Origin of the sequence: Shewanella sp. SG44-2 (genome assembly GCF_014164215.1) — a bacterium.
GTDB lineage: Bacteria > Pseudomonadota > Gammaproteobacteria > Enterobacterales > Shewanellaceae > Shewanella > Shewanella frigidimarina.
Map to the genome: position 1 here is coordinate 59,020 of NZ_JACJEU010000015.1, position 23,829 is coordinate 82,848.

The window sequence follows — 23,829 nt, forward strand, 5'->3', positions numbered from 1 at the left end:
TAAATAAAAGCTAAAACGAAACGAGTGTTAAGTATTACACGCCCATTTCAATGGCTTTCTTAGGCGTAAAACTACTGCCAATTGAGGCAATAATCACTAAACCAATGGCAGACCACTGCAGCATGGTTAATTGCTCACTTAAAATAACAAAACCAGCCAATGCGGCGATGGCAGGTTCTAGACTCATTAGCACGCTAAAGGCCTGTGTTGGCATGTTTCTAAGGGCTATCATTTCCAACGAGTATGGTAATGCACTCGATAACACCCCAACCAATAAGCCAAGCGGCAAGACTTCCCAGCTAAGTAACGCCAAACCTTGGCTAACGGCGCCTACAGGCACTAACACCACTGCAGCAACAGTCATCCCGAGAGCAACCGTAATACCGCCTGATGCCTGCTTACCAGTACGGGTGCCAAATAAAATGTATCCAGCCCAACATGCTCCCGCCCCCAACGCCATTAATGCCCCGACTAAATCGAGGCCTTGTGTACTAGACAAGCTTGGCATAAGAAGCAAAATACCCGCTATCGCACAAGCAACCCAAAACAAATCACTTTTCCGTTTAGACCCAAACAATGCCACCGCTAAAGGACCAGTGAACTCTAGCGCAACCGCAATCCCTAATGGGATACGTTCAATGGCTAAATAAAACAGAATATTCATCCCACCTAAACACAAACCATAAATAATAATACTCTGCCAATCTCGGCCTTGGGGTAAGGCTCTCCATGGACGAAACACCATCCAAAGTACGGCCGCGGCAAAACCTAAACGTAATGCTGTAGTGCCTTCCGGCCCAACCAAGGGAAAAAGTTGCTTTGCTAAAGAAGCACCTGATTGAATGGTCACCATTGCCAGCAAAACACTGCCGACAGCGGTCAGAAGTACACGATTGATTTGCATCTAGAATATATCCAAAAAAAGAAAAACCTCAGAGTCGGCATTCTACCTGAGGCAAGTCAAACACGGCAGCACTTATTACCATCATGCGCAGAAGTCATACCATTGAGTAAATTGCGCCAGCCTCTACTTTACCTAGGCATTTTCATAATGGTTTTTGATAGGTTAATTGACCTAATAACACACATTTAGTACGAACATTAGTAACATGGCATGTAAGGCAGGCTTACGCCGACTTAATAAATTTAGCCCACAGCTGCTTGTTTATTTGTTTCATTGTGGCTGCAAAAATTTAATAAATTCGATCTTACTCTCGGCAATTGATCCGTTATTCTCATAACCACAGATTTGATAGCCGCTCGCGATAAGCATCTGCAACATGGCCGGAAACTGGTTCATGGATTTAACCTTAATAGAATTAAAACCATTCTCAATAGCCCATGACTCTTGAAGTAGGCGTAATTGAGAGGCCACTTTCATTTGGCGATGTTCAGGAATTACACCACCTAACCAACTGTAAAACTGACCATCAGGTAGCTCATAACCTACTTTAAAGCCGACAGGCTTGGCCTCATATCGAGCAACGAGAATTAAATAGTTTCTCCCAGCCAATCTGTTGCCAATAGAGTCTGCACATATGACATTTTCAAACTCTGGTGTTAATGCTAAAACATCCAAAACATCTGATACCGTTCCTGAACCAAATTGGTATTTCATAAGTCCACCATGTGTGCATTGTTTTTAACGTTTAGGTCAAACCACGTCATCCACTTAAGAACTAAACTTACCATGGATAATAAAGTTTAAAAGCGTCTTACAGTCAATCAACCAATTAGCTAAAAATCCAATCATGCAATAATCTACCCGGCATAAAAGCAAAGGTACCCGCGACAATGAGGCCACCACAATACAAAATAATCATGCTTCGTTTGTGTCCTCGCACATTGCCTTTTTTAATATAAAAATAGCCAGCAGGAACCGCGTACAGCGTTAGAAGACTTAACAAATGAATATAGCCAAAGTGATTCAAAAAACTTGCCCCAAGTTGAGCAGGCATAAACAATGACACAATGGCAGTAAACAACATCAGCACCATATAAATTTTGCCTAGTGCTTTGTGTTTAGCTGTACCTTTTCGAGCAACAAGTAAATAACTGCCAATGAAAAATGCTGGAACGACTGTGACTAAATGCAGATAAGATAAGTGACTGTAATCCATTTATTTTTTATTCCCTGATAACGACATTGATACTTGCAGAATTATTTAGCACTTCGAAGTGGCACTGTGATCATGGCGAAGTTAACATTAATCCCAACATACCAAGGCAAAATCCAAACACAGCCCCCATTGGCGGTGCCCAACGTTTTTCTAATTTTACCTGAGGAGCCAAATCTTGAAATATGGAGTAAAGAATACCGCCCGATGCGAAAAGCATCACTGCAGCAATAATTTCTGGGGACTCTGATAACCACAAATAACCACACATTGCAGCGATAGGGCCTAACACTGCCATCAGACAAAACATGATAATAATTTTTTGGGGCTTATACGCAGAAGAGGCATTTAATTCTCGGTAGGCATTAAAACCTTCCGGCACATTTTGTAACGCGATTAACGCCGCCAGTAAAAATGCATTGTTACTTCCGGTCGCGAAAGCCGCACCTAGCGCGATTGACTCAGGAATAAAATCTGACAGCATTGCAGCAAGTTGAGTGGCAGGGGTATCTATTTTATTAAGGTAAATATCAAGGGCCATGAAGCTAAGCCCACCGACCATAAACCAAATACATGCAGTTAATGGATTAAGATGTGCGATCCCTTCTGGCACCAACACCAAAGCAACAGCAGACAATAATGCCCCACCCCCAAATGCCATGACACTGTGTCTGAATTCCTGTTCAATCCACTCATTACCCACTTTTTCAAAACGGGCTATCATGGCGCCTAAAGGCATAGCCAAACCAGCAAGCAATGTTGATGCTATAACGGTTAGCAGCAAAGACATGATTTAATCCTTTAAAGGGTATAACGCTGTTGTAACCAGCCATAACAGGACATCAGCATGAAATAATGAAACTATTTCTGGTGATGTCGAACCTAATGAACATCGTATTAACTTTGGCTAGGTTTATTACTGCTCAATAGCCTGGTGAAATGCTTTTATAAAAACATCATAGTTTTCAAACTGGGGCATATGACCCAATCCATCCAACTCAATCAGTACTGAACCTTTAATCAATTTCTGAGTATCAACACCCAAATTTTTATAATCACCTAAGGTTCTGGTCACGCCTTCTTTTAACCAACCTTTACCAGGGCCAGTTTTATCTCGAGTACCAATAATAAGTACGGTTTTATTGGTGATCTGCGAAAATCTATCCACTATGTTCTCTGAGAAAATAGGACCATAAGTTAACGCGTTATTCCAAGCTATAACTTGCCAGTCATCCCCAGCAAGCATCCCTTTAACAGGCACTAACAGTTGCTCGTATTCGCTGGACCATTTGCCGTCATAGTAGTTTGCTTTTTGATAATCCCTTGCTTTATCGAGTGTTTTAGCAAGTTCATTTTTATAGAAAAAGTTAACGTCTTTGAATTCAACATATTTGCTGTAATCCTCCAAACCAATAGGATTAATTAGAATCAATTTATTAACCGCATTAGAATAATTAGCCGCTAATGTGGTCGCTAACATCCCGCCCATTGAATGACCAACCAGATCAAATTTTTTGATGTGTAAGCTATCCAATAACAACTTGGTATTGAGCGCCAGCTGCCCAAAGCTGTATTGGTAAAAATCGGGTTTTGAAGACTTACCAAAGCCAATTTGGTCCGGAATGATGACTCGGTAATTGTTCTTAAGTAAATCCTTAGCAACCCTTTCCCAATAATAGCCGGAGAAATTTTTACCGTGCAACAACACGATGACTTTGCCTGCGTTTTTATCGCCAATATCCATATAACGCATTTTTAAATCTTTATTTTGCGAGTTAACATTAAATGTCTTAACGTCAAAGGGATAATCAAACCCATCTAACTCTTTATTATACTTAACCGGATTTGCAGCAAATGCCTGTGATACCACCGCGAATAGAGTTACTAGTACCAAACAAAATTTCTTCATATCACTCTCGTTCAAATAAATTATACATCAACAACAAACTGCACCATGACAGCCATTTTGATTTAAAACAACATCCATTTTTTCAACAGGATACCTACATTTCTTGTCGAACTTGGCCATAAGCCAACATCGCAAACAGTCCTGTCCCGCCAATGATGTTACCCATTAGCATGGGGCCAATATGATGTGACAACGCAGTGAAAAAATTCATTTCCCCATTTAGCACTAGGCTAAATATCTCATTAGATCCGGCAATAACATGGGTAAACTCACCAGCAGCAATAAGCCATGTAAACATAATTATGACCAACACTTCAGATCCTTTCGCCGAAGGCAGCATCCACACCAATGCGGCAATAAAAAAGCCCGCTGGAATGCCACGCATTAATGTCTCTGAAGGCGTCAACTCTGCAACATGGCGAGATATCTGGAGGATAGCGGTGAGGATGTCTTCTGTCAGTATGTTGCCGTGCACGACAATTGCCGCCGTCAAAAACGTACCAACAAAATTTGCTACTAACACAATCCCCCATAAACGAGCGGTGCAAAAAAGACGGCGTTGTGTGGTGTTGGCGAGTAGCGGCAGCACCACGGTTATGGTGTTCTCGGTAAAAAGTTGCAGTCTTGCTAGAATGACCAATACAAAACCGAAAGTGTAACCAAGACTTTCGATAATAGATAAATAAGGGTGATCGGAACCTATGTTGCTACGGATAATACCTTCAGCTAAAACAGACGAGGAAATGCCGATACCAGCCGCGATTCCGGACCACCACAACGACATCAAGGGCCGCTCGAGTTCTTCTTGACCTTCACGCAAAATAATAGAATAAACCGTAAGCGATGAAAGACTGCCATGTTCAACCACAGCTTCACGTTCAGAGCCTGTCAGCGATATTTCTGGTTGCGTCGGCTCACTCTCGCGCACTTCACGCTTGCTAACCTTGCCGCCAGACTTTATATCACTGCTTATTGTCGACTTGGTATTTTCGGCCTGATCAGATCCTGGCTGTGTCATATTGATATCCTTTTCTGGCTTAAATCTAGCTTGATGTTCTATTTAAGTGCATAAAGAATATATGCTTTATATCACCAATTCAACAAACACTAATATCCCGAACAATGGTTATTTACTGCCCTTTCTAGGTAATGAATGATATGCGCTTTTTATTGTCTCATACCCATATATACGCTCTAATTTTCGCACAATAAAATGACCTCTCGCCATATCTTGAAAGTGATCAATAAACAATGTATTGATTATGGCACCACCTGCGGCACCGATAGCAGGTACCGCTTGGGCTGCTGCTTTTTGAGTAACTTGAACCCCAAACTTTTCAGCTATTTTAGTAATAAGTTTGACTAACATAGGCGCTGCTTCATCGGTAATACCTTTTTTAACCATAAACTCAGCAGCTTCTGATACCGATTTTGCTAGGGCGGCTCTTACTGCAAAATATCCGGATTCACTACCATCATCTAAATCACTTTCGCCCCCCAGCGCGAACACCTCCAAACAAGCCATTTTTGTTTCCAGAGTGGTAATCAATTCACCTTCACTACGAGCAATATCAGCGATAGATCGCAGCATGATTGATGTTGAAATAGGAAGCTCAACAGCTATCGCAGCTAATCCAAAGAAACCACCCACACCACCACTCGCAGCAACGCCTAATTTATGCCAAAGATTGGACGATTCTTCTCCGGGAATATCTTTCATGGTAAATATTGCCGCTTCAGATGCTTTAATTAACGACTTCTCTGTCACTTTAGCGATATTTTTATTCCAGTTATCAGGTAGTAACGCTAACCCTTTTTCAATAGGAGTACCGATTAAATTGGTTATTTTTACCGCCAGACCAGGATTTTCTAATAGCGATTTGGCAACTAAAAGCTCTTTTGTATGTGATTCTGAAATATTCAAATAACCCCCTTAGTTGTTAAGTAAAATAATCCTGTAGTTATGTACTGCACTTTAAAAAATATTTAGAACCAATTTGAAGTAAAAGGCTATTGGATGCAAATCAACTTAAAGCACTTATTGAACAATACCCCCTCAACGACATTAGATTCAAAACAGCGAACACGGCTTTATGGCTTAAACGGATCTCAAGTTAACTCAGCAAAAGTGACTTTGTGGGCTGCTGAATGATGGGGAAATGTAGTTGAGAGCTATTTATCTACTGGGGGTAGATAATCGCGACCATCTTTAGGCAAATTACTCACGCCTTCAGTGGAGTCATTTAGCGCGCTGCCATAATTATCTCGACAGTAAACACAAGGACTCATTTTATTCACAAAACGGCCTTTTTTAGTATATTTCCTCAAATAGGCATGTGAAATATCTACATTACCTCGATGCAATTCAATCACACCAATAGCATCGGCCACTTTTTGTCTCAAATCACTTACCGCGGCATCTTCAGCACACATGTTGTCGTTGGCACGACCCCAGCCGATGACTTCTTTGCTTAAATCGCAGTGTAGATATCTAGCCGCGACCCAAGGACCACCATGGTGACCTGTTGGTTTACCATCAGGGAAATTTGAGGGCCTATTTGCCAACTCGTATGCAATACGCTCAAGCTTTTCTATAGGGGCTCTCTCACAGAGTGTGTCATGAAATGCTGGGCGTGCTGTGGTGACAAAATAATTATGATTGTGGCTTATTTTTAAGTCGCGGCAATGGGCTGAACCTTCAACTTTATTTATGCTTTCTATTTTAGCGATAGCATCACTGCAAGCTAATATTTGGTCACCCACATTCAGCTCTACAGCCTTTATCCATTCCTTTGTAATAAGGTAAAAACGGTGTTCCTCGACAACAAGCATCGACGTTTCTAATTCACCTATAGAATATTCAATCTCGATCATATCTTTAGCAACACTTCCGAATAGTTGTTTAATTGGGTTAATTTCACGACTCACAAAATTAATTTTAAACAATGGCTTGCTAGAAACCGGCCTCTTATAAAAGCTCAACTAAAGAAAGCAAAACCAAACTGTATGCTAAACGTTAGTCTATAAAACTCGCCGGTATGACCACTTGGTTATCACGCTAAAATTCTGTCATGTGCCAGGTCAACAAGCCATATAACACCATAACAAAGTGCTAGCGGACGACTTCGATATTAACGTTAATTACCCCTGTAGATATATTGCCAATACTGCTAAAGGCAGACTTTGAAAGATCAATGATGCGTCCTTTAACAAACGGACCACGATCATTAATGTTAACGATAACACTTTTACCATTGTTGGTATTGGTCACTTTTACATTAGAGCCAAATGGTAGCGTTTTATGAGCAGCAGTTTTTTGATTATGCTGATAGATATCACCGCTTGCAGTCTTGTTGTTTTGATGTCTATCACTATAGTACGAGGCTTGGCCTGACTCAGTGAAACCGATCCTATCTCCACCAGCACCAGATTGGATCGTTGAACAACCTGCCAATATAAAGGCAAAGAGTAAAAGTTGAATATTTCGAGAAATGGCTACCATTGTTTGTCTTTTAGTTTTGTCACATAACAAGCCTATAGAGCGACTCGTTTTCTAGTGATTTAATAATATCCTGCACACTAACTGAGTTTGAACAGTGATTCAAATTAAACCGCCATCATCTGCTGCAATCAATTTGACTCATTACCTGCATCCTAAAACTTATTAATGTTTCTGCAGCAATAAAAAACACCTTGTTAGTTACCCAACAAGGTGTTTTATCTCTGCCATCAACCTGGTGCATTAACACCAGAAAGCAGGGTTACTCTTTGTATTTTAAGCTGCCATCGGCTTTGATTTCGTCGTACCACACATTGTGGTGCTGCGAAGCCCAGTTTTCGTCACAATAGCCAGATACCATACACTCCATACCGCCTTCACTGAGTACGGTCGCCATCCAAATATGTACGATGGTAAATGCGATTAGAATCGTCGCACTTAAGCCATGTACAAGTAAGGCGAGCATTGACAGTTCGCGCGGTAAATCCAGTGTTGGAAACACTAACATTATGCCTGTTATGCTGATGCTTAGACCAAAAATAGCTAAGGTCCAAAACCACAGTTTTTCACCCGCGTTAGCAAATCCACTGTCTGGATGTTTGCCTTTAAACGGACCAAAATTAATGTAGCCACCCACCACTAAAAACCATTTCAAGTCATACATTTTGAAGGTTTGTAGTGGCATCCATTTGATAACACACAACAGCCAAGACACCATAAAAATGGGGCTAGACCAGTCATGGGCAAACTTGCTAAAGGCGATGATCCCAGCCCAAATACCGTCACCGACATAAGGGGCTAAGAAATGGCGTCCGAGCATAATGACTATACCGGTTAACATCATGGTTAGGCATGAAATTGCCATAATCCAATGTAACCAGAGATCACTTTTACTCCAACGAAGTACCATTTTACCCGAAAAGCCTTTACTCAGTTTTGATGGACCATTAACTAAGTAAAAAACTAAAAAGGCCGCAAAAACACCGACAACGGCTAAGCCTAGTGCGGGTTTTAAGTAGGTATTTCGCAACACCTTGCCTTCATTACCAGCTACATTTATTAGAACATCAGCATCGAGGCCTTTGTCTGTACTGTATCCAGGTTCGCCGGCTTTTACTGCGCGCCAGAGATCTGCATCACTGGTTTTAGACTTTGCTTGCTGCTGACTTGATTGTTCATCGGCGGCATACACCGGCGATGTAACCAACCCCAATCCCATACACAGAACCAACAGAGCAAACATCCTGCGCAGTGATTTGTTTAACGTTAAAGTTAACATTGTCACTCCTTATATGACTGCGAAAATTATCGCAGCCATTGCTCTGGGTTAAATCATTTCGCCTGTTTTAGGATTGTAGCCCCAAATCACATTTGGATTACCGCGTGCAGCCATACGTTGACGGTAAATGTCAGACACTATGCCTGCATCACCAGCCAACAATGCTTTGGTTGAACAAAGTTCAGCACACATTGGTAATTTGCCTTCTGCAATACGGTTTGAACCGTATTTTAGACGCTCGGCTTCTGAATGATCTTCTTCTGGGCCACCAGCACAGAAAGTACACTTATCCATTTTGCCACGGCTACCAAATGCAGTCTTTTTAGGGAACTGCGGTGCACCAAATGGGCAAGCATAGAAGCAATAGCCACAACCGATACAGGTATCTTTGTTATGTAGCACAATGCCGTCTTCGGTACGGTAGAAACAGTCGGCCGGACATACAGCCATACATGGTGCATCGGTACAATGCATACATGCTACTGAGATTGACGCTTCTCCTGGTTCACCATCATTAAGCGTTACCACGCGGCGACGCTGAATACCCCACTCTAAAGCAGAGTCGTTTTCGTTTTTACATGCTGTGACGCAACCGTTACACTCGATGCAGCGTTTGGTGTCACACAGAAATTTCATGACTGCCATAATGGCTTATCTCCTCATCAAGTGTTTAGGCTTTGCTTATTTGACACAAGCTAGACTTGGTCTCTTGCATTTGCGTTACGACATCATAACCATAGGTCATTACGGTATTGGCAGATTCGCCAATCACATACGGAACGGTTCCTTCAGGGTAGTTTTTGGCTAAACTCTTGCCTTCAAATACGCCTGCAAAGTGGTATGGCATAAAACATTCACCTGCAATAACACGTGGTGTAACCATTGCCTTAACGGTAATTTTTGCACCTTCTGGACTGTGAACAAATACGTCATCGCCATCACGTAAACCGCGATCTGCAGCATCTGCTGGGTTGATCTCGATAAACATTTCTTGCTGTAGTTCTGCAAGCCATGGGTTTGAACGGGTTTCTTCACCACCACCTTCGTATTCAACCAAACGTCCGGTTGTTACTGCAAGTGGGTAGTCGGTAGCAAAATCCTTGTCTTGAATGGTTTTATAAAGCGTTGGTAGACGAGCCACCATACGGTCTTCATAAGTAGGGTATTTAGCCACTAGGTCACGACGAGGGGTGTATAACGGTTCACGATGTAATGGAATATCGTCAGGGAAGTTCCACACGATACAACGCGCTTTTGCGTTACCGTAAGGCATACAACCATGCTTAATTGCCACACGCTGAATACCGCCAGAGATATCAGTTTTCCAGTTTTTACCTTCAGCTTTGACTTTTTCTTCAGCTGTTAGGTCATCCCACCAACCAAGCTGTTTTAGCATGTCGGCTGTAAACTCTGGGTAACCATCTTGAATTTCAGAGCCTTTTGAGAAAGAACCTTCAGCAAGAATGTTATTGCCGTTATGTTCAACACCATAACGTGCACGGAAGTTACCACCACCGTCTTTAACTTCACGTCCGGTGCGGTACAAGATTTGAGAACCAGGGTGTTTCTGCTCTGGTGTACCCCAACATGGCCAAGGTAAACCATAGGTTTCGCCTTTAGCTGGGCCGCCGGGTGCTTCAAGTGAGTTAACGTCGAATGTGCCCCAGTTTTCTTGGTGCATTTTCAAACGCTCAGGGCTTTGGCCTGTATAACCAATAGTCCACATACCGGTGTTAAATTCACGGGTAATGTCTTCCACTAATGGCTCATCGCCATTAACCTTGATGTGCTTACAGAATTGGTCCGCAACGCCCCATTTTTTGGCCAGTTTATACATGATAGTGTGATCAGGTAATGACTCAAATAATGGTTCGATAACTTGCGTACGCCACTGCAGTGAACGGTTTGAAGCAGACACTGAACCATAAGTTTCAAACTGAGTTGCCGCGGGTAATAAATACACTCCATCTTGGCGTTCGTGCATAACACCCGCCATGGTTGGGAATGGATCAACGACCACAATGGTATCCATTTTATTCAGTGCTTCACGTACTTCGCGACCACGGGTTTCGGTGTTAACAGACTGACCCCAAAAGAATCCCAGACGAATATTGTCTTTTTGGGCAATTTTGGTTTTGTCTTCTAACACACCATCGTGCCAACGCGAACAAGGAATACCTGCAGATGTTTGTGGTGATTGACCTAAGTATTCACCTTGATCAAAACGTTCGGTGATCCACTTTGGTTCAAGGTCCCACACATTGGCCCAATGGTCCCATGCGCCTGAGGTTAAGCCGTAATAACCAGGTAAGTTATCAAATAACAAACCAAAGTCAGTCGCACCCTGTACGTTATCGTGACCACGGAAAATGTTAGTTCCGCCGCCTTCTATACCCATGTTGCCAAGGGCAAGCTGTAAAATACAGTAAGCACGAGTGTTAGCATTACCAATGTGATGCTGAGTACCACCCATACACCAAACGATAGTGCCAGGCTTAGTTTCTGCCATCATTTTCGCAACACGGTACATTTGTGCTTTTGGCACACCGGCAATATGCTCGACTTCTTCTGGAGTGTATTTTTTCACTTCTTCTCGGATACGTTCCATGCCGTATACTCGTTGAGAAATGAATGAATCATCTTGCCAGCCGTTTTCGAAAATGTGCCATAACAGACCATAAATAAATGGAATGTCAGTACCTGGACGAATATGGACATATTCATCAGACTTAGCCGCTGTACGGGTAAAACGTGGATCGACTACGATGATTTTGGCACCGCGTTCTTTACCAATCAAAATGTGTTGCATCGCCACTGGGTGAGCTTCACATGGGTTAGACCCAATAAACATCATGCATTTTGAATTGCGGATGTCGTTAAACGAGTTAGTTTGCGCACCGTAGCCCCAAGTGTTTGCAACACCGGCTACCGTGGTAGAGTGACAAATACGAGCAGAGTGATCGACGTTGTTAGTGCCCCACATTGCTGCTAATTTGCGATACATATAAGCTTGTTCGTTCGAAAATTTAGCACTACCCATAAAGTAAACTGAATCTGGACCAGACTCTTGACGAATCGACTCCATTTTGTCGCCTACTTCATTGATGGCTTGATCCCATGATAGACGCTTCCATTTACCACCTTCTAGCTTCATTGGGTATTTTAAGCGTTTTTCACCATGACCATGCTCACGTAATGCTGCGCCTTTAGCACAATGTCCACCTTGGTTAAATGGATGATCGAACGCAGGCTCTTGCCCTGTCCACACACCATTTTGAACTTCAGCATAAACACCACAACCTACTGAACAATGTGAACAAATCGTCCGTTTTATTTCTGTAGGTGCGTTGTGCGGTACATCTTTAGCTTCAGCTTTACGCATCATACCTGCGCCAAGCATTGAAGCCGCTGCAATACCACCCGTCGCCAAACTGGCAGACTTGAGGAATTGACGTCGGTTAAGACCTAGGCCTGACTTTTCAGCTTTGGTGGCCGTGTCTGTTTTGCGGGTTAATCGCATCACACACTCTCCTTTGTTATTTGCTTAACGAAGCATAGTAATTGCGAATATGCTCAGTTTCGCGATAGTTATTGCCCGTAGGCTCTTCTGTAGACGGTTTAGTGACTTGAGCAAGTGCGGGTGCACTGACACTGGCCACAGCACCTGCCGCACTGCCGAGCGCTAATGCTTTGAGCATTTGACGACGACCCATGTCGGAAGCTTGCTTTTTCATATGGTCTCCTTGTTAAAATAAAGATGGGGCTAAATAAGCCGTCATCCAGTTTAGTTAATTTGTACAACCTCTTCTTCAAGCGGATCTAAGTCAGCACTACCTGGACAATTCACCGGAATATCCAAACTCAGTTGTTCAAATTCATTGGCTTCAGCGGTAAAAAACGCTTTAGCTAATTGCGCGACGTTTAGGTAAAAATTAGCACTAGGTGTTTTAGCCAAATTATCGCAAAAACGTATAATCCAACTGCCAATATGACGTTGATAAAACGCTAACTGACGGTAACCTGGCGCTTCTAAAATTAAACAGCCCATGACTTCGCATAATGCAGCAACATGGTCTTCTGGTTCTTTAACATTCTCTTCACGTTCAAAGCCTAGTAACATCAAGTCACTCCGCAATGCCGCTAAGGGTTTATCCATTAAAGAGCCAGTCATAAACCAGCTGCCATAAGGCATAATCTCACCACTGCCTACGCCTAAGAAAATGGCAAAGTATTCATCTTCTAGGGTGTTGGTATCACTATTTTCTGCCGCAAGTTTTAATGCATTCCATGCTTGACTCATGGTATTGCCATCCTCGGCCTCTACCTCTAAACCAGCTAAAAACTGTAATAACTCAGTATTGGGTTGGCGACGAAATAACGCAGCCAGCAACTGATATATATCGGCTCTTAACTGATCATTCTCACTTACTTGTCTTCCTGTTTCTGTCATAGGAGATCTCTTATTGCAATTGCTTTTCTGGATCGTCAAGGATGTCTTCAAACATGTCTTTTACACGGCAATCGCCACACATTTTCAAACGTTCAATATTGGCGCTAAACGCACTATGCTCACCTACCATCTCAATTATTTTTTTCACCATAGATTGGGTGGCAAATTCACTACCACATCGAATACATTCAAACGGAGGCTCATGTTTTAATACTTGAACTTGTTGTCTTGCAGACTGATTGAAGTTGATTTGAGGTAGTAAACTAATGACGTTTTCGGGACAGGCCGCTTCACATAAACCGCATTGGACGCAATCTTGCTCAACAAACTTAAGAGCAGGAGCGTCGCCGCCATCCTTTAACGCTTGGGTTGGACACGTTGCCACACACGACAAGCATAATGTGCACTTTTCACTGTTGATGCTAACCATACCGTAAGGAATATTCGCCATGGTTAACACGTCATCGACACCTGCAGCTTGACTGTTAAGGTGGTCAATCGCTTGGAACATAATACTGCGTTTTACATTGGTATTAGGTTCGATAGCGCTCAAGGTTATCGGCATTATCACTGGCCAAGCTAAGCTAACGGCTAGCGCGTCATCTAACTGGGTTAACTCTGACGGGGTAATTAAACGAATCCGTTGTGGCTGCCCCATTTGGTCGAGTATGCGATTTGCTAATGTAGACTCACCTTTAAGCATTTGCAGTAATGTTGGTGCTGTGGCCGGTGTGTGTAAAATTAAAATTTCGCGTGCACCATTGGCTAATGCAGCCAACCAATGATCAATACTTGCTACAGTGATTTCTTCCATTGCAACAGGTAACACGTCACCGCTTAACTGCTCGTTAATCCATTCTGCACCAGCTTCATTGTCATGAAATAATATTACTGGGGCAGTTTGCGCTTCTTGGCGATAACGACTAATTAACTTTTCGAGGTAAGTATGCAGTGAGGCTGGGGTTGGTAAATCATAGCTTAGCGCCCCAGTTGGGCATGCATTAGTACAGCTGCCTGCGCCATGACAAAGATAAGGGTCTATTTCAATTTTATGTGCAACGCTACTAATAGCATCAGCAGGGCAAAAGTTTAAACAACGATTACAACCGTTTAAGCCGTGCTTATCATGGGCACAAATATCGCTGTTAACTCGGACATAACGCGGTTTATCAAACTCACCAATTAACTCTGGAATACTGGCAATTGCATCGGCAAGTAAATCGCTGTCTTGGCCGACATAAAAGTAACCAGGAGGAAGCATTTCAAGGTTAATGCATGGGCTGTGGCTTAAATCGAGCACAATATCAAAGTGCGCTTGACGAATGGCGACTACGCTTAGTTCGCTAATACCGCTTTCACCTTCAACTTTGACCTGAAACTGGCCTAAAAAACCTTTTACGCTGGCCAATTTATTGTAATAACTTTCGACATCAGTGGCTGCATTCATCACCGCTTCAAGGTGAGTTTCATCTTGGTTAGTGATAGCCTCATTGGCTAAAATGACTCGGCTTGCCATTGTGGACAATTTGTCCGCAGCTAAACGCGCGAGATCTTCAGGCCCAATAATAAGCACATGCCCCTGGGTGGTATAGCTAACAGTGGGCGGAATTAAATTTTGCAAAATCTGCGTATTCGCCATCACCTGTTGTCGTGCTTGTTTCAGCTGTGGCTGGTTTTTTCTTATACTCATTGCGTTCCCAATTATCGGTTTTTATACCTCATTAACAGTGATAGCTCATTTCACTGTTCACGCTTATTGCACGTCATTAATTGACATTCACTTGTTCTAAATCTGTAACTAACGACTTTTATTTGTGTCACATTCATCTGGTGACGGTATCGTTATTACGCTTTCGCCTCATCACTGGCGACAGCTTGCTTTAGCAGATCATCATTCTGGTAAAGCGGTTGTTCTGGTTGCGATAACGCCGCAGTCGTTGTTGCATCATTATCGGCTAAATCGATTGAGTCCTCTTCGGCTATCGAGTCGGTTTGTTCGGCTAATTCGATTGATGCTAATTCAGCTGGATCGGCTATGTCAGTTGGCGCTAAGTCCGCGTCTAATTCTGGCTCAGGCTTTTCTTTTTCAATGACATATCTAAACACTTTACTGGCCAACTCGGCGGATACATCCGCTGACAATAGCGGTTGATTGGTATAATCCAGCGCATATTCAAGTAACCCATCGATATGACCATATTGCGGCTGTTTCCATAATGCTCGTAGCGCAGCAGCTTTAGTGGTTGGATCGACACTTTTGGCCATAAAGCGGGCAAAACTGCCGCCAACTTCAATCGTGTTTGGGTCTGGTAATGCTTCTGGCTCTGCCACCTCATCCGCATCAATTTCGCTAACGTCTTGAGGTGATTCAGCCGTAAGTATGTTGTAGTCATCGGGCTTTTCTTGTGCCTGCTGCAATAACTCTTCTTGCTGAGCCTCTTCAGCAACCCGCTGACGCCTAATTTCCCAACGGTTAAGAAGACCTTCTGCTTTATCGCTCATTGCATATTTCCTGAGCGATTCGCGCTCGGCCCTTCATTTTTACGGCGGTTAACATGCTTGCGTCTATGAGCGCTGATTTCCACTTCGCCGTGACGAGTGATGAATGCCTCTATCCAACAGGCAACGGCGCTAGGCATTGGAATATTGAGCACTGGTGTATCTGACTCTAAGCAACCGGCACTCACGTGTTGGTCGGCAGAGATCATCGCAGGCACCCATGTGCCATCAATCAATTCGTCGCACACAATGAAGAGTGTTGCATTGTCCATATCGAGATTGATGCGATAACTACCACGTTGATCTTTGTACAATTCCAGTGGCACCAAAACAGAATTGTCTGGTTGCTGCTCTGTTGCTGGAACCATTTGATCCAGCTCCCAGCGAACAGATGTCCAGCGCCCTACTTGAGTTTGAACCTTTTTCAATGAAACATACATTGGCCAAATCGTGTCGGTGTGTTGCATGGTAATGCTTACCTCTGACATGAATATGTGTATTGAAATACACTTGATTGATTTGTTTATATCTAAATAGGAGCAAAAATGGTGCCAACTAAAAAGTAAAATTAACTTTGAACTAGATCCCGAAATCCCTCCTAAGAATAGGACAATATGTCCACAGTGCAATTTTAGGTGGGACATTAATACGCGCCAAATACATTGAATTTGTGAAGATTTGCGCCAGATCACGCTTAGACAAGTTGTTTTCAGTTTAGGGAATAATAATTGCTATGATCATCAAGTGTTGAAGCAGGCAAACTCTGCCTATTCTTTCAATCTATGAATGACCCACTAAGAGGCTATCTCGCTTATGACTCAATCTGTTTCAGCCACATCTTTGCAGCGCAATGCAATAAAATTTGTTAAAACCAACACTCAGGTTCCGCTCACCATTGCAGTTAAAGCCATCAACGAACAAGGCCAGGTCGTCGATAAATTTGTCGCCTGCGAACGACCATTAACCGTGTATTTAAATTGGCGCCCTATCGTAACCTTAATGACATTGGGGGCTAAACCAGAGTCACTCACTATTGGTTACTTAAAAAACCAGGGGTTTATTAGCGAGTTAAGTCTATTAGAGTCGGTTATCGTTGATTGGGAAGTCAGTTCTGCGGCGGTGATTACCCAAGAGGTTTCTGAAGATATTGAGCAGAAATTGTCTGAAAAAACGGTGACGTCAGGTTGTGGCCAAGGCACTGTTTACGGTGGATTTTTACAAGGCTTAGATGAGATTGATTTACCTACTCCATCACTCAAACAATCGACTATTTATGCCTTACTCGGCAATATCAATGCTTACAATGAAACCTATAAAAATGCCGGCGCTGTGCATGGTTGCGGAATATGCCAAGACGAACAAATTTTAGCATTTGTTGAAGATGTTGGCCGCCACAATGCCGTTGATACGTTGGCGGGAGATATGTGGTTAGATCAGCAATCGGGACACGATAAGATTTTCTACACCACAGGTAGATTAACGTCAGAAATGGTTATCAAAGTCGCTAAAATGAGCATACCTGTATTGTTGTCACGCAGTGGCGTTACCCAAATGGGCCTAGATTTGGCCATGCAGATGGGTATTACCTTAATAGCTCGTGCAAAAGGGCGACATTTTTTGGTATATCACGGCAGTGAAACAATTGAGTTTGATGCCACTAAAGATTAAGGACGTAATGTGGCCCATTGTTGGTGTATTGCTGGGGTTAAAAAACTCCACGCTAAAATACGGGTCGCTTTATTACCTTGTGTCATCTCGATAGTTTTTACTTCCACTGCATTAAGCTGTTTAAGTAATTGATAACAAGGTTTGAGATTGTCCGACTTTGACACGAGTGACGTAAACCATAGCACTTGGTTGGCATAATCATGGCTTTGCTTGATCATGTTGGCTAAGAATTTTTGCTCACCACCATCACACCATAACTCGGCTTTTTGACCGCCAAAATTAAGCGTAGGTTTAGCCTGACTAACCGCTAACTTACGCGATTGCTGACCATGTTTTTGTTGCTGGTTTTTGGCTAGATTTTTAACTTTTCGTAATGAACCTTCGGAAGCTTCAGCGAGTGAGCGATGAAACGGTGGATTACACAAGGTGACGTCAAACCGTTCATCTGCAGCGATAATATTCTTAAATATATGCTCCGGTTGCGGCTGTAATCTTAACTGTAAATGAGCCGTAATCTTCTCGTTTTGCTGAGCAATTTTAGCAACATTGTCGATAGAAACAGGATCAATATCCGACGCCACAAATTGCCAACCGTAGGTTTGAATACCCAGCAATGGATAAATGCCATTGGCACCAGTGCCGATATCTAACCCTCGAATACTTGCCCCTTTGACTACTTTGCCTTTAACCGCTAATAAATCAGCAATGTAATGCAAATAATCTACTCGTCCTGGTACTGGCGGGCATAAATATCCTTCAGGAATATCCCAACCATTAATGTGATATTCGCTCAGCAATAATGCTGCATTAAGGCTTTTTACCGCTTTAGGGTCAGCAAAATCAATAGAAGGATTACCATAAGGATTTGGACGCACAAAAGCGGCTAGCGCTGGCATAGCAATAATCAATGTAGCAAAGTCATAACCCTGTAGATGGGCATTACGCGGATGTAATGCTTTCGATAACAGAGGCTTATTGGGCTTTACTGAAACAGGATTAACCTTGGCCGCTGATCGGCTTGGTGAGCGCTTAGCACTACTATGCTTGGCTCGCATCGGAGGCGTTGTTGAGCGAGTCATTAATCGTATAAATATTTAGTAAATAATAAGTTCACCACAATAGAGCGACCGACTTCTTGCTCCATAAGGCGGTTGACCGTCTCATAGCATTCGCGGCGGATCTCTTCACGCCCTGATAAGGATTTAACCTTTTCTTCTGACTGATTACCCAAAATTTCAACAATGGCCGAGCGTAACAAAGGATCGTGATGTTCTAAGCTCATTAAATCGTTCGGATCTTTTACCATCAATTCGACACTGATTTTAACAAAGCCTAACTTTTTACGGTTAGAAATATAGTTAGTTACAATATCAGGCTCAAAACCGTAATAAGCATAATCTTCGACCGCTGGTTCATCTGCAGCATGGACATTAAATGCGAAACAACACAGCATAACTAACGTTGAAACCAATTTCTTCATAGTGAGAGACACCCTTTTAATGTGGAACGTTAATTAAATAAGCCATCGTGCCCACTCCCTAAGAGTGTTTGCTCATCTTTGACATGATAGACTACTGCCGTTGAGATATATTGTAACGAGTTTTAGATGAACGTGACCAGTATTAGCTTTCCTTATGGTGAATCAATTCATTGGTTTTCGCCACAAAAGATCGATTCATTGCCTCATAGCCAACTTAAAGAGTGGCTATTAGCAACCGGAAGTTTGACCCAACGCCTCAAGACACACTGCAAACACTTTGAAGTAAAAGTGTTAGGCGAGCATTTACTTGAGCCTCTGGCGGATGAATTTCCTGCTCAAACTAACCCCGTTTGGGTCCGCGAAGTATTATTGTGTCTTGACGGTACCCCGTGGGTATTTGCCCGCACACTGATCCCACAAACGATTTTAGGCTCTCAACCCCCTAACGATCAAAATGCTGATGATAAACAGATTCGTGAGCAACAGAATGATTTTACTCGCCTTGGCACTCGGCCTTTAGGTGAATTACTGTTTAGTAGCCCAGACATTACTCCCGGCAATATTGAAGTCGCTCAGTTTGAAACCTGTGGCCGTTTAGCTGCCCTAGCCACCAGCTTAAATCAACAGGTTAATAGTAGTTTATGGGGACGTAGACGTTACTTTAACTTGCACGGTTCACAGCTAATTGTCAGCGAAATATTTCTGCCTGCTGCGGTCGAGTACATCAACCAAAGCATTTAACATTAATGCAAATCCGGTCTCGAAAATTTGACTCCGTAATCAAAACAAAAAACGCCCTTACGGGCGTTTCTGTTATTTAGGTACGTAACACTAAACCCGTTTGCGGTGATAACCTAATAGGCCTAGCATCAATACACTTAACCATCCCAAACTACCGCCGCTACTACCACTGTCTGTTGTGGTTGGTGTAGTCACAGCCACTATTGGCGTCGATACAGTGATTGCTTGATTTGCTGTCGACTCATTACCCTGAGAATCGGTGGTCTTTAAGGTAATGGTATAAGTGCCAGCGGCTGTATAGGTATGACTTGGACTTTGCGCCGTACTAGTACTGCTATCGCCAAAGTCCCATTGATAAGTCAAATTACCAAAACCTTGGCTGGAGGTGTTTGTCAGAGCCACAGTTAAGTTAGTCGGTAATAAAGTAAAAGCTGCTATTGGCAGAATAACCACTCGGACTACTTCGGTTGCTGTCACGGTATTACCCGCGCCATCGGTAACAATAACACTGACGTTATAATCACCCGATGTGGAATAAGTATAGCTAGGGGCAGTATCGGTACTGGTGGCATTATTCACGCCAAACGACCATGTATAAGTGTAATCAGTGCCGCCACTCACGACCACATTAAAACTAACATCTGCACCGGTTGCTTGTGCATTAATGTCGGCGACAAGTGTAACCGGTGGTAGCACGCTGCTGTCAGACAAAGCAAATTCAACAGTTGCAGTACTGCTGTCTGTTGCTTGCTCTGTGACTTGCATGGTTAGGCCTAACTCAGGCAATATCAGCCCGGCCTGTGGTTTTAGCGGCGCGCTGTAATCACGGTTGTCATCAAATAGTGGCTCGGCAGCTAAGTGGTTATCACCACTGTATGTACTTTGGGCAAATAAGCTAAATGCTGCATCGCGAATTTGCACATCAGTAGATTGACTGCCAATCAAATTTTGGTCTGCATCAACCACGCCAATTAACCCTTCCCCTGGATGATCAGAGACATTGTTATCGGTTTGATTAAAGTTTTCTAACCATAACAGCACACCGGGTTCGTATTTGTCATAAACCAGCCCAGCATCTACACCTTGGTGACTGCGTAATTGCACAATGTAACGTCTCGCTTTACCAGCAAGACTATCTTCAATACGGCTAAAACCAGATAGCGTTGCAACGCCGCTTGATTCAGCTCCATCGATATAAAATACCGTGCCTTGGTTAGTTAATTGAATATCATCAATCGCCATACCATAATCACCAACTGCTTCATCGGTTTTATAGACCACACTGATTTGCACATCACGACCGGCATATGCACTCAAATCAAAATTAAAATCCACCCAAGAATCGCTTCCATACGCGGTACTAATGTCGCTCGATTTACCGCTAATAGAGTGTTTTACCGTAGGGTAAATTGAATTTGTACTATTTGTGTAGTTACCTTCTATTGCAACACTATCAACCAACACCTGCACATAATCATAATCGTCTTCAATATCCCAATGGGCTTGAAATGATAATGCTAATGGCGTATCTAATGGTAAGGTCACATCAAAAGACATGGCATTATTGATCATATTACCCTGACCTGAATAATACTGATATTGACCCGTTAATGGTGCTTTAAAAGCAACAGCCTCAGCTGGTAGCGCTATAGATAGCTGGTTTACGGCATCTGTATTGACGGCATGGTTAAGTTGCACAGCGGTACCGCTACTGGTTAAATCGGCAAGAGATATATGCTGCTCATTAACCCACTTACCTTTGTATTTTTGCTGTAAGAAAGATTTTGCATATGGGCTAAACCCACTTGGTTGAGCACCAGCAATACTACCTGTCCAGCTACCGCCAGACATCAATGACCAAGAACCTACAGGTGAACCATCACCACTATTAGTAGTGTCGTACTCATCGGGTAAGCCTAAATCATGACCAAACTCGTGGGTGCATACTCCTGCCGCAGCATCGATTGGCTGCACGGTGTAACCGAATATCTTAAGGGCCCGGCCAGGAATAACATAACCATTGGTATTTGAATCGACATAAAAACGATGCGACCAAATTGCATCCTCACCCAATACTCCACCACCAGCTTCTTCACCGATGCTTGAATGAAACAGCATCACGTGATCGATAATACCGTCAGCTTCATCATAATTACCGTCGCCATCGATATCGAAAGGGTCTTCAATATCATAGCTTTCAAGTTCAGTATCACTCATACCGCTTACTGCTTTGGTGACAGCTTCTTTTACTAGCTCTGGGACGGCTTTATCGTTGTCATCGGAGTCGTTGCCACCATAATAAGCGGCATTATTGTCTGCGGTGACCCAGTCTTGTACTTGACCGGTAAAATAAAAACTATTGCCGGACACCGCCTGAAAATACTGATGTGCCGATTGTAGCGTTTGATTACTTGGGCCTGTAAAACCAGTTTCTGAAAATAGCAGTTGCTGATAATGTGATGTTGGGTAGCTGCTGTAATACATGTCCGTATCACCTACGTTAAGCTGGTTAGCATCATGAGGTAAATCAGGAAAGTCTACCAATACAGCTAACACCTTTACCGTTTTAGTAATATCTTGATCGGCTAAGACTTTGTTATTTGCTGCGACATATTGAACATTTTTAGTATTTTTTTGCGCTGAGCGTTTAATGCGTAATTGTTCCGCTTTAACTTCAATGGCAGCAGGTTTAAAAGTGGTATTTCGGCCACGGCTTACAAAAGCATCTACTGCAGCTTGTTTTTCAGCTTCGCTGGCATCAACACTCACTTCGCCACGTTTAATTAACCAATACAACACTTGTTGTTCATTAATTAGCCCCGCATCAGCAGGAGTGCCTGTTTGTGGAGCAGCAACAGCAGCCATACCGCTACATGCAAGCAATAAGGATGAAACGGCTAACCCTTGATATTTAGTCAACTTACTCATTACGACTTACCTGTATTTGGTGTTGGTTTATGGCATTTTTCAAATGCTTTTTGGCGTTTAGTTATATAATCAGCAACAATTTTATCTATTTGTGCTTGATCCATGTCAGCGGTGATGAGCCCTTTCTTGCGCAAATTTTCAGTTAATTTGGTGCGATCACGTAAAGGTGGCATCGCACTTGGACCACAATCTTTAATTAATGGTTTGGTTACCACTACAGTGGCTGCTTGTTCGTCTACCTTTGATGCTGCTGACTGATTTTGACACCCTTGCAAGGTCATAAAAACAAGCCCCAACATGACGATAATATATTTCATAATTCACCCCAAACAATAATTACATGACATTAACAGTTGCAACCACAGGGTTACAATTAAATTAGACATTCTTTAATGTAAATAAATCTATTCGATTAAAAATTAATACAAATGGCTATTAACCCAGCGCCCAAAAGCAGCAAGCCGACTCTGTTGAGTCGGCTTGCTGCAGTTACTTGGCACAATGTTTATCTATAACAATTTAGCTTAATTTACCGTGGAGTTGATATAATTTGATATTCCATCCAGTAACATTTGTACTGATATCATCACCAATACCATCCCCATTAGTCGCTCTACCGCTATTAAGCCTTTCTCACCAAGGATACGAGTAAACAACTTATAGAACATTAAAATAACGGCACTCATGCCCCATGCTGAGACCAACGCAATAGTCCAATCTGTCATGCGGCTGCTATCTGTGTGCGCCAATAGTATCAAGGCCGCTAAAATAGATGGACCAGCCATTAGCGGAATAGCCATCGGAACAATAAAAGGCTCTTCACCAGCAGCTAATCCAGCCACGCCACCCGGCGAAGGGAAGATCATTTTAATCGCGATTAAGAATAAGATAATGCCGCCCGCAATACTAACGGATTCAGAACGTAAGTTCAGAAAATTAAGAATAGCTTCACCAGCATACAAAAACGACAACATGATAACCAACGCAAACAGCAGTTCGCGGATTAAGACTTTACGGCGCTTTTTGGGATCAATATGCCGCAATATGGAAGCGAATATAGGTAAATTACCCAGCGGATCCATAATCAAGAACAACATGACGGCTGCAGAAAAAATATCCATGGACAACAATCTTTTAATTAACAAAATATGGGCTACATTGTATACCCAACGCAGTAACATAAGCGATGAAAACAGCCAGTTTATTGATGATTACAAAGCGTTAGTTGTTAATAATAGTGAACAATGCCTCATCACAAA

24 protein-coding genes are annotated in these 23,829 nt (G+C 42.7%); 2 read left to right on the plus strand and 22 right to left on the minus strand.

What is annotated here, in order from left to right; translation table 11 throughout:
- Positions 1–34 precede the first annotated feature (34 nt).
- The 17 genes from H5181_RS12690 to H5181_RS12770 all read right to left on the minus strand — a co-directional run bounded on the left by H5181_RS12690 (position 35) and on the right by H5181_RS12770 (position 16,220).
- A complete protein-coding gene (locus H5181_RS12690) occupies positions 35–904 on the minus strand; it encodes a DMT family transporter (protein ID WP_011635560.1) in 870 nt (289 codons plus the stop codon).
- Between the two features lie 270 nt (positions 905–1,174).
- Positions 1,175–1,618 carry a GNAT family N-acetyltransferase gene (locus H5181_RS12695; RefSeq protein WP_011635559.1) on the minus strand — a complete coding sequence of 148 codons (444 nt, stop codon included), beginning with the start codon at positions 1,616–1,618 and terminating at the stop codon, positions 1,175–1,177.
- 115 nt (positions 1,619–1,733) lie between these two features.
- The gene (locus H5181_RS12700) at positions 1,734–2,120 is read right to left on the minus strand and encodes a DUF2306 domain-containing protein (RefSeq protein ID WP_182751199.1); all 387 of its coding nucleotides are present in this window, start codon (positions 2,118–2,120) and stop codon (positions 1,734–1,736) included.
- A 70-nt stretch (positions 2,121–2,190) separates the two neighbouring features.
- On the minus strand, positions 2,191–2,907 hold the full coding sequence (locus tag H5181_RS12705; protein WP_182751200.1) for a ZIP family metal transporter: 717 nt from the start codon (positions 2,905–2,907) through the stop codon (positions 2,191–2,193).
- A gap of 126 nt (positions 2,908–3,033) precedes the next feature.
- Positions 3,034–4,026 carry an alpha/beta fold hydrolase gene (locus H5181_RS12710; RefSeq protein ID WP_182751201.1) on the minus strand — a complete coding sequence of 331 codons (993 nt, stop codon included), beginning with the start codon at positions 4,024–4,026 and terminating at the stop codon, positions 3,034–3,036.
- Between the two features lie 94 nt (positions 4,027–4,120).
- Positions 4,121–5,044 carry a formate/nitrite transporter family protein gene (locus tag H5181_RS12715; protein WP_123884337.1) on the minus strand — a complete coding sequence of 308 codons (924 nt, stop codon included), beginning with the start codon at positions 5,042–5,044 and terminating at the stop codon, positions 4,121–4,123.
- 108 nt (positions 5,045–5,152) lie between these two features.
- On the minus strand, positions 5,153–5,950 hold the full coding sequence (locus tag H5181_RS12720; protein WP_011635554.1) for an EcsC family protein: 798 nt from the start codon (positions 5,948–5,950) through the stop codon (positions 5,153–5,155).
- Between the two features lie 248 nt (positions 5,951–6,198).
- Positions 6,199–6,972 (minus strand): polymorphic toxin-type HINT domain-containing protein, encoded by a 774-nt coding sequence (locus H5181_RS12725; RefSeq protein WP_182751202.1) that lies wholly within the window; start codon positions 6,970–6,972, stop codon positions 6,199–6,201.
- A gap of 166 nt (positions 6,973–7,138) precedes the next feature.
- Positions 7,139–7,528: a septal ring lytic transglycosylase RlpA family protein gene (locus H5181_RS12730; protein WP_182751203.1), complete on the minus strand. Its 390-nt coding sequence runs from the start codon at positions 7,526–7,528 to the stop codon at positions 7,139–7,141.
- Positions 7,529–7,787: 259 nt separating this feature from the next.
- On the minus strand, positions 7,788–8,804 hold the full coding sequence (locus H5181_RS12735; RefSeq protein ID WP_182751204.1) for a formate dehydrogenase subunit gamma: 1,017 nt from the start codon (positions 8,802–8,804) through the stop codon (positions 7,788–7,790).
- A gap of 48 nt (positions 8,805–8,852) precedes the next feature.
- On the minus strand, positions 8,853–9,449 hold the full coding sequence (gene fdh3B, locus H5181_RS12740) for a formate dehydrogenase FDH3 subunit beta (protein WP_011635550.1): 597 nt from the start codon (positions 9,447–9,449) through the stop codon (positions 8,853–8,855).
- Positions 9,450–9,474: 25 nt separating this feature from the next.
- Complete coding sequence (locus tag H5181_RS12745; RefSeq protein ID WP_011635549.1) at positions 9,475–12,324, minus strand: formate dehydrogenase subunit alpha; 2,850 nt, start codon at positions 12,322–12,324, stop codon at positions 9,475–9,477.
- A gap of 16 nt (positions 12,325–12,340) precedes the next feature.
- A complete protein-coding gene (locus H5181_RS12750; protein WP_011635548.1) occupies positions 12,341–12,538 on the minus strand; it encodes a twin-arginine translocation pathway signal in 198 nt (65 codons plus the stop codon).
- A gap of 50 nt (positions 12,539–12,588) precedes the next feature.
- Positions 12,589–13,254: a molecular chaperone gene (locus H5181_RS12755; RefSeq protein ID WP_011635547.1), complete on the minus strand. Its 666-nt coding sequence runs from the start codon at positions 13,252–13,254 to the stop codon at positions 12,589–12,591.
- Between the two features lie 10 nt (positions 13,255–13,264).
- Positions 13,265–14,944 carry a 4Fe-4S binding protein gene (locus H5181_RS12760; RefSeq protein ID WP_011635546.1) on the minus strand — a complete coding sequence of 560 codons (1,680 nt, stop codon included), beginning with the start codon at positions 14,942–14,944 and terminating at the stop codon, positions 13,265–13,267.
- 155 nt (positions 14,945–15,099) lie between these two features.
- Positions 15,100–15,756 (minus strand): DUF3306 domain-containing protein, encoded by a 657-nt coding sequence (locus tag H5181_RS12765; RefSeq protein WP_182751205.1) that lies wholly within the window; start codon positions 15,754–15,756, stop codon positions 15,100–15,102.
- On the minus strand, positions 15,753–16,220 hold the full coding sequence (locus H5181_RS12770) for a DUF3305 domain-containing protein (RefSeq protein WP_123778678.1): 468 nt from the start codon (positions 16,218–16,220) through the stop codon (positions 15,753–15,755). The genes H5181_RS12765 and H5181_RS12770 overlap by 4 nt, the downstream gene beginning before the upstream one ends.
- Before the next feature lie 346 nt (positions 16,221–16,566).
- Here H5181_RS12770 and H5181_RS12775 point away from each other — a divergent pair, with 346 nt between their 5' ends.
- Positions 16,567–17,421 carry a formate dehydrogenase accessory sulfurtransferase FdhD gene (locus H5181_RS12775; RefSeq protein ID WP_182751206.1) on the plus strand — a complete coding sequence of 285 codons (855 nt, stop codon included), beginning with the start codon at positions 16,567–16,569 and terminating at the stop codon, positions 17,419–17,421.
- Here the strand turns inward: H5181_RS12775 and rlmF are convergent.
- Both rlmF and H5181_RS12785 read right to left on the minus strand, forming a co-directional pair.
- Positions 17,418–18,500: a 23S rRNA (adenine(1618)-N(6))-methyltransferase RlmF gene (rlmF, locus tag H5181_RS12780; protein WP_182751207.1), complete on the minus strand. Its 1,083-nt coding sequence runs from the start codon at positions 18,498–18,500 to the stop codon at positions 17,418–17,420. The two genes, H5181_RS12775 and rlmF, sit on opposite strands and share 4 nt — an antisense overlap.
- Positions 18,500–18,901 (minus strand): flagellar basal body-associated protein FliL, encoded by a 402-nt coding sequence (locus tag H5181_RS12785; protein ID WP_011635541.1) that lies wholly within the window; start codon positions 18,899–18,901, stop codon positions 18,500–18,502. The genes rlmF and H5181_RS12785 overlap by 1 nt, the downstream gene beginning before the upstream one ends.
- 126 nt (positions 18,902–19,027) lie before the next feature.
- Between H5181_RS12785 and H5181_RS12790 the strand changes: the two genes are divergently transcribed.
- Entirely contained in the window at positions 19,028–19,642 is a 615-nt protein-coding gene (locus H5181_RS12790) for a chorismate lyase (protein WP_182751208.1), read from the plus strand.
- Positions 19,643–19,732: 90 nt separating this feature from the next.
- Here the strand turns inward: H5181_RS12790 and H5181_RS12795 are convergent, their stop codons facing one another.
- The 3 genes from H5181_RS12795 to H5181_RS12805 form a co-directional block, all read right to left on the minus strand.
- A complete protein-coding gene (locus H5181_RS12795; protein WP_182751209.1) occupies positions 19,733–22,570 on the minus strand; it encodes an immune inhibitor A domain-containing protein in 2,838 nt (945 codons plus the stop codon).
- Positions 22,570–22,887: a hypothetical protein gene (locus H5181_RS12800; protein ID WP_102036395.1), complete on the minus strand. Its 318-nt coding sequence runs from the start codon at positions 22,885–22,887 to the stop codon at positions 22,570–22,572. The genes H5181_RS12795 and H5181_RS12800 overlap by 1 nt, the downstream gene beginning before the upstream one ends.
- A 207-nt stretch (positions 22,888–23,094) precedes the next feature.
- Complete coding sequence (locus H5181_RS12805; RefSeq protein WP_041412685.1) at positions 23,095–23,691, minus strand: YhgN family NAAT transporter; 597 nt, start codon at positions 23,689–23,691, stop codon at positions 23,095–23,097.
- Positions 23,692–23,829 lie beyond the last annotated feature (138 nt).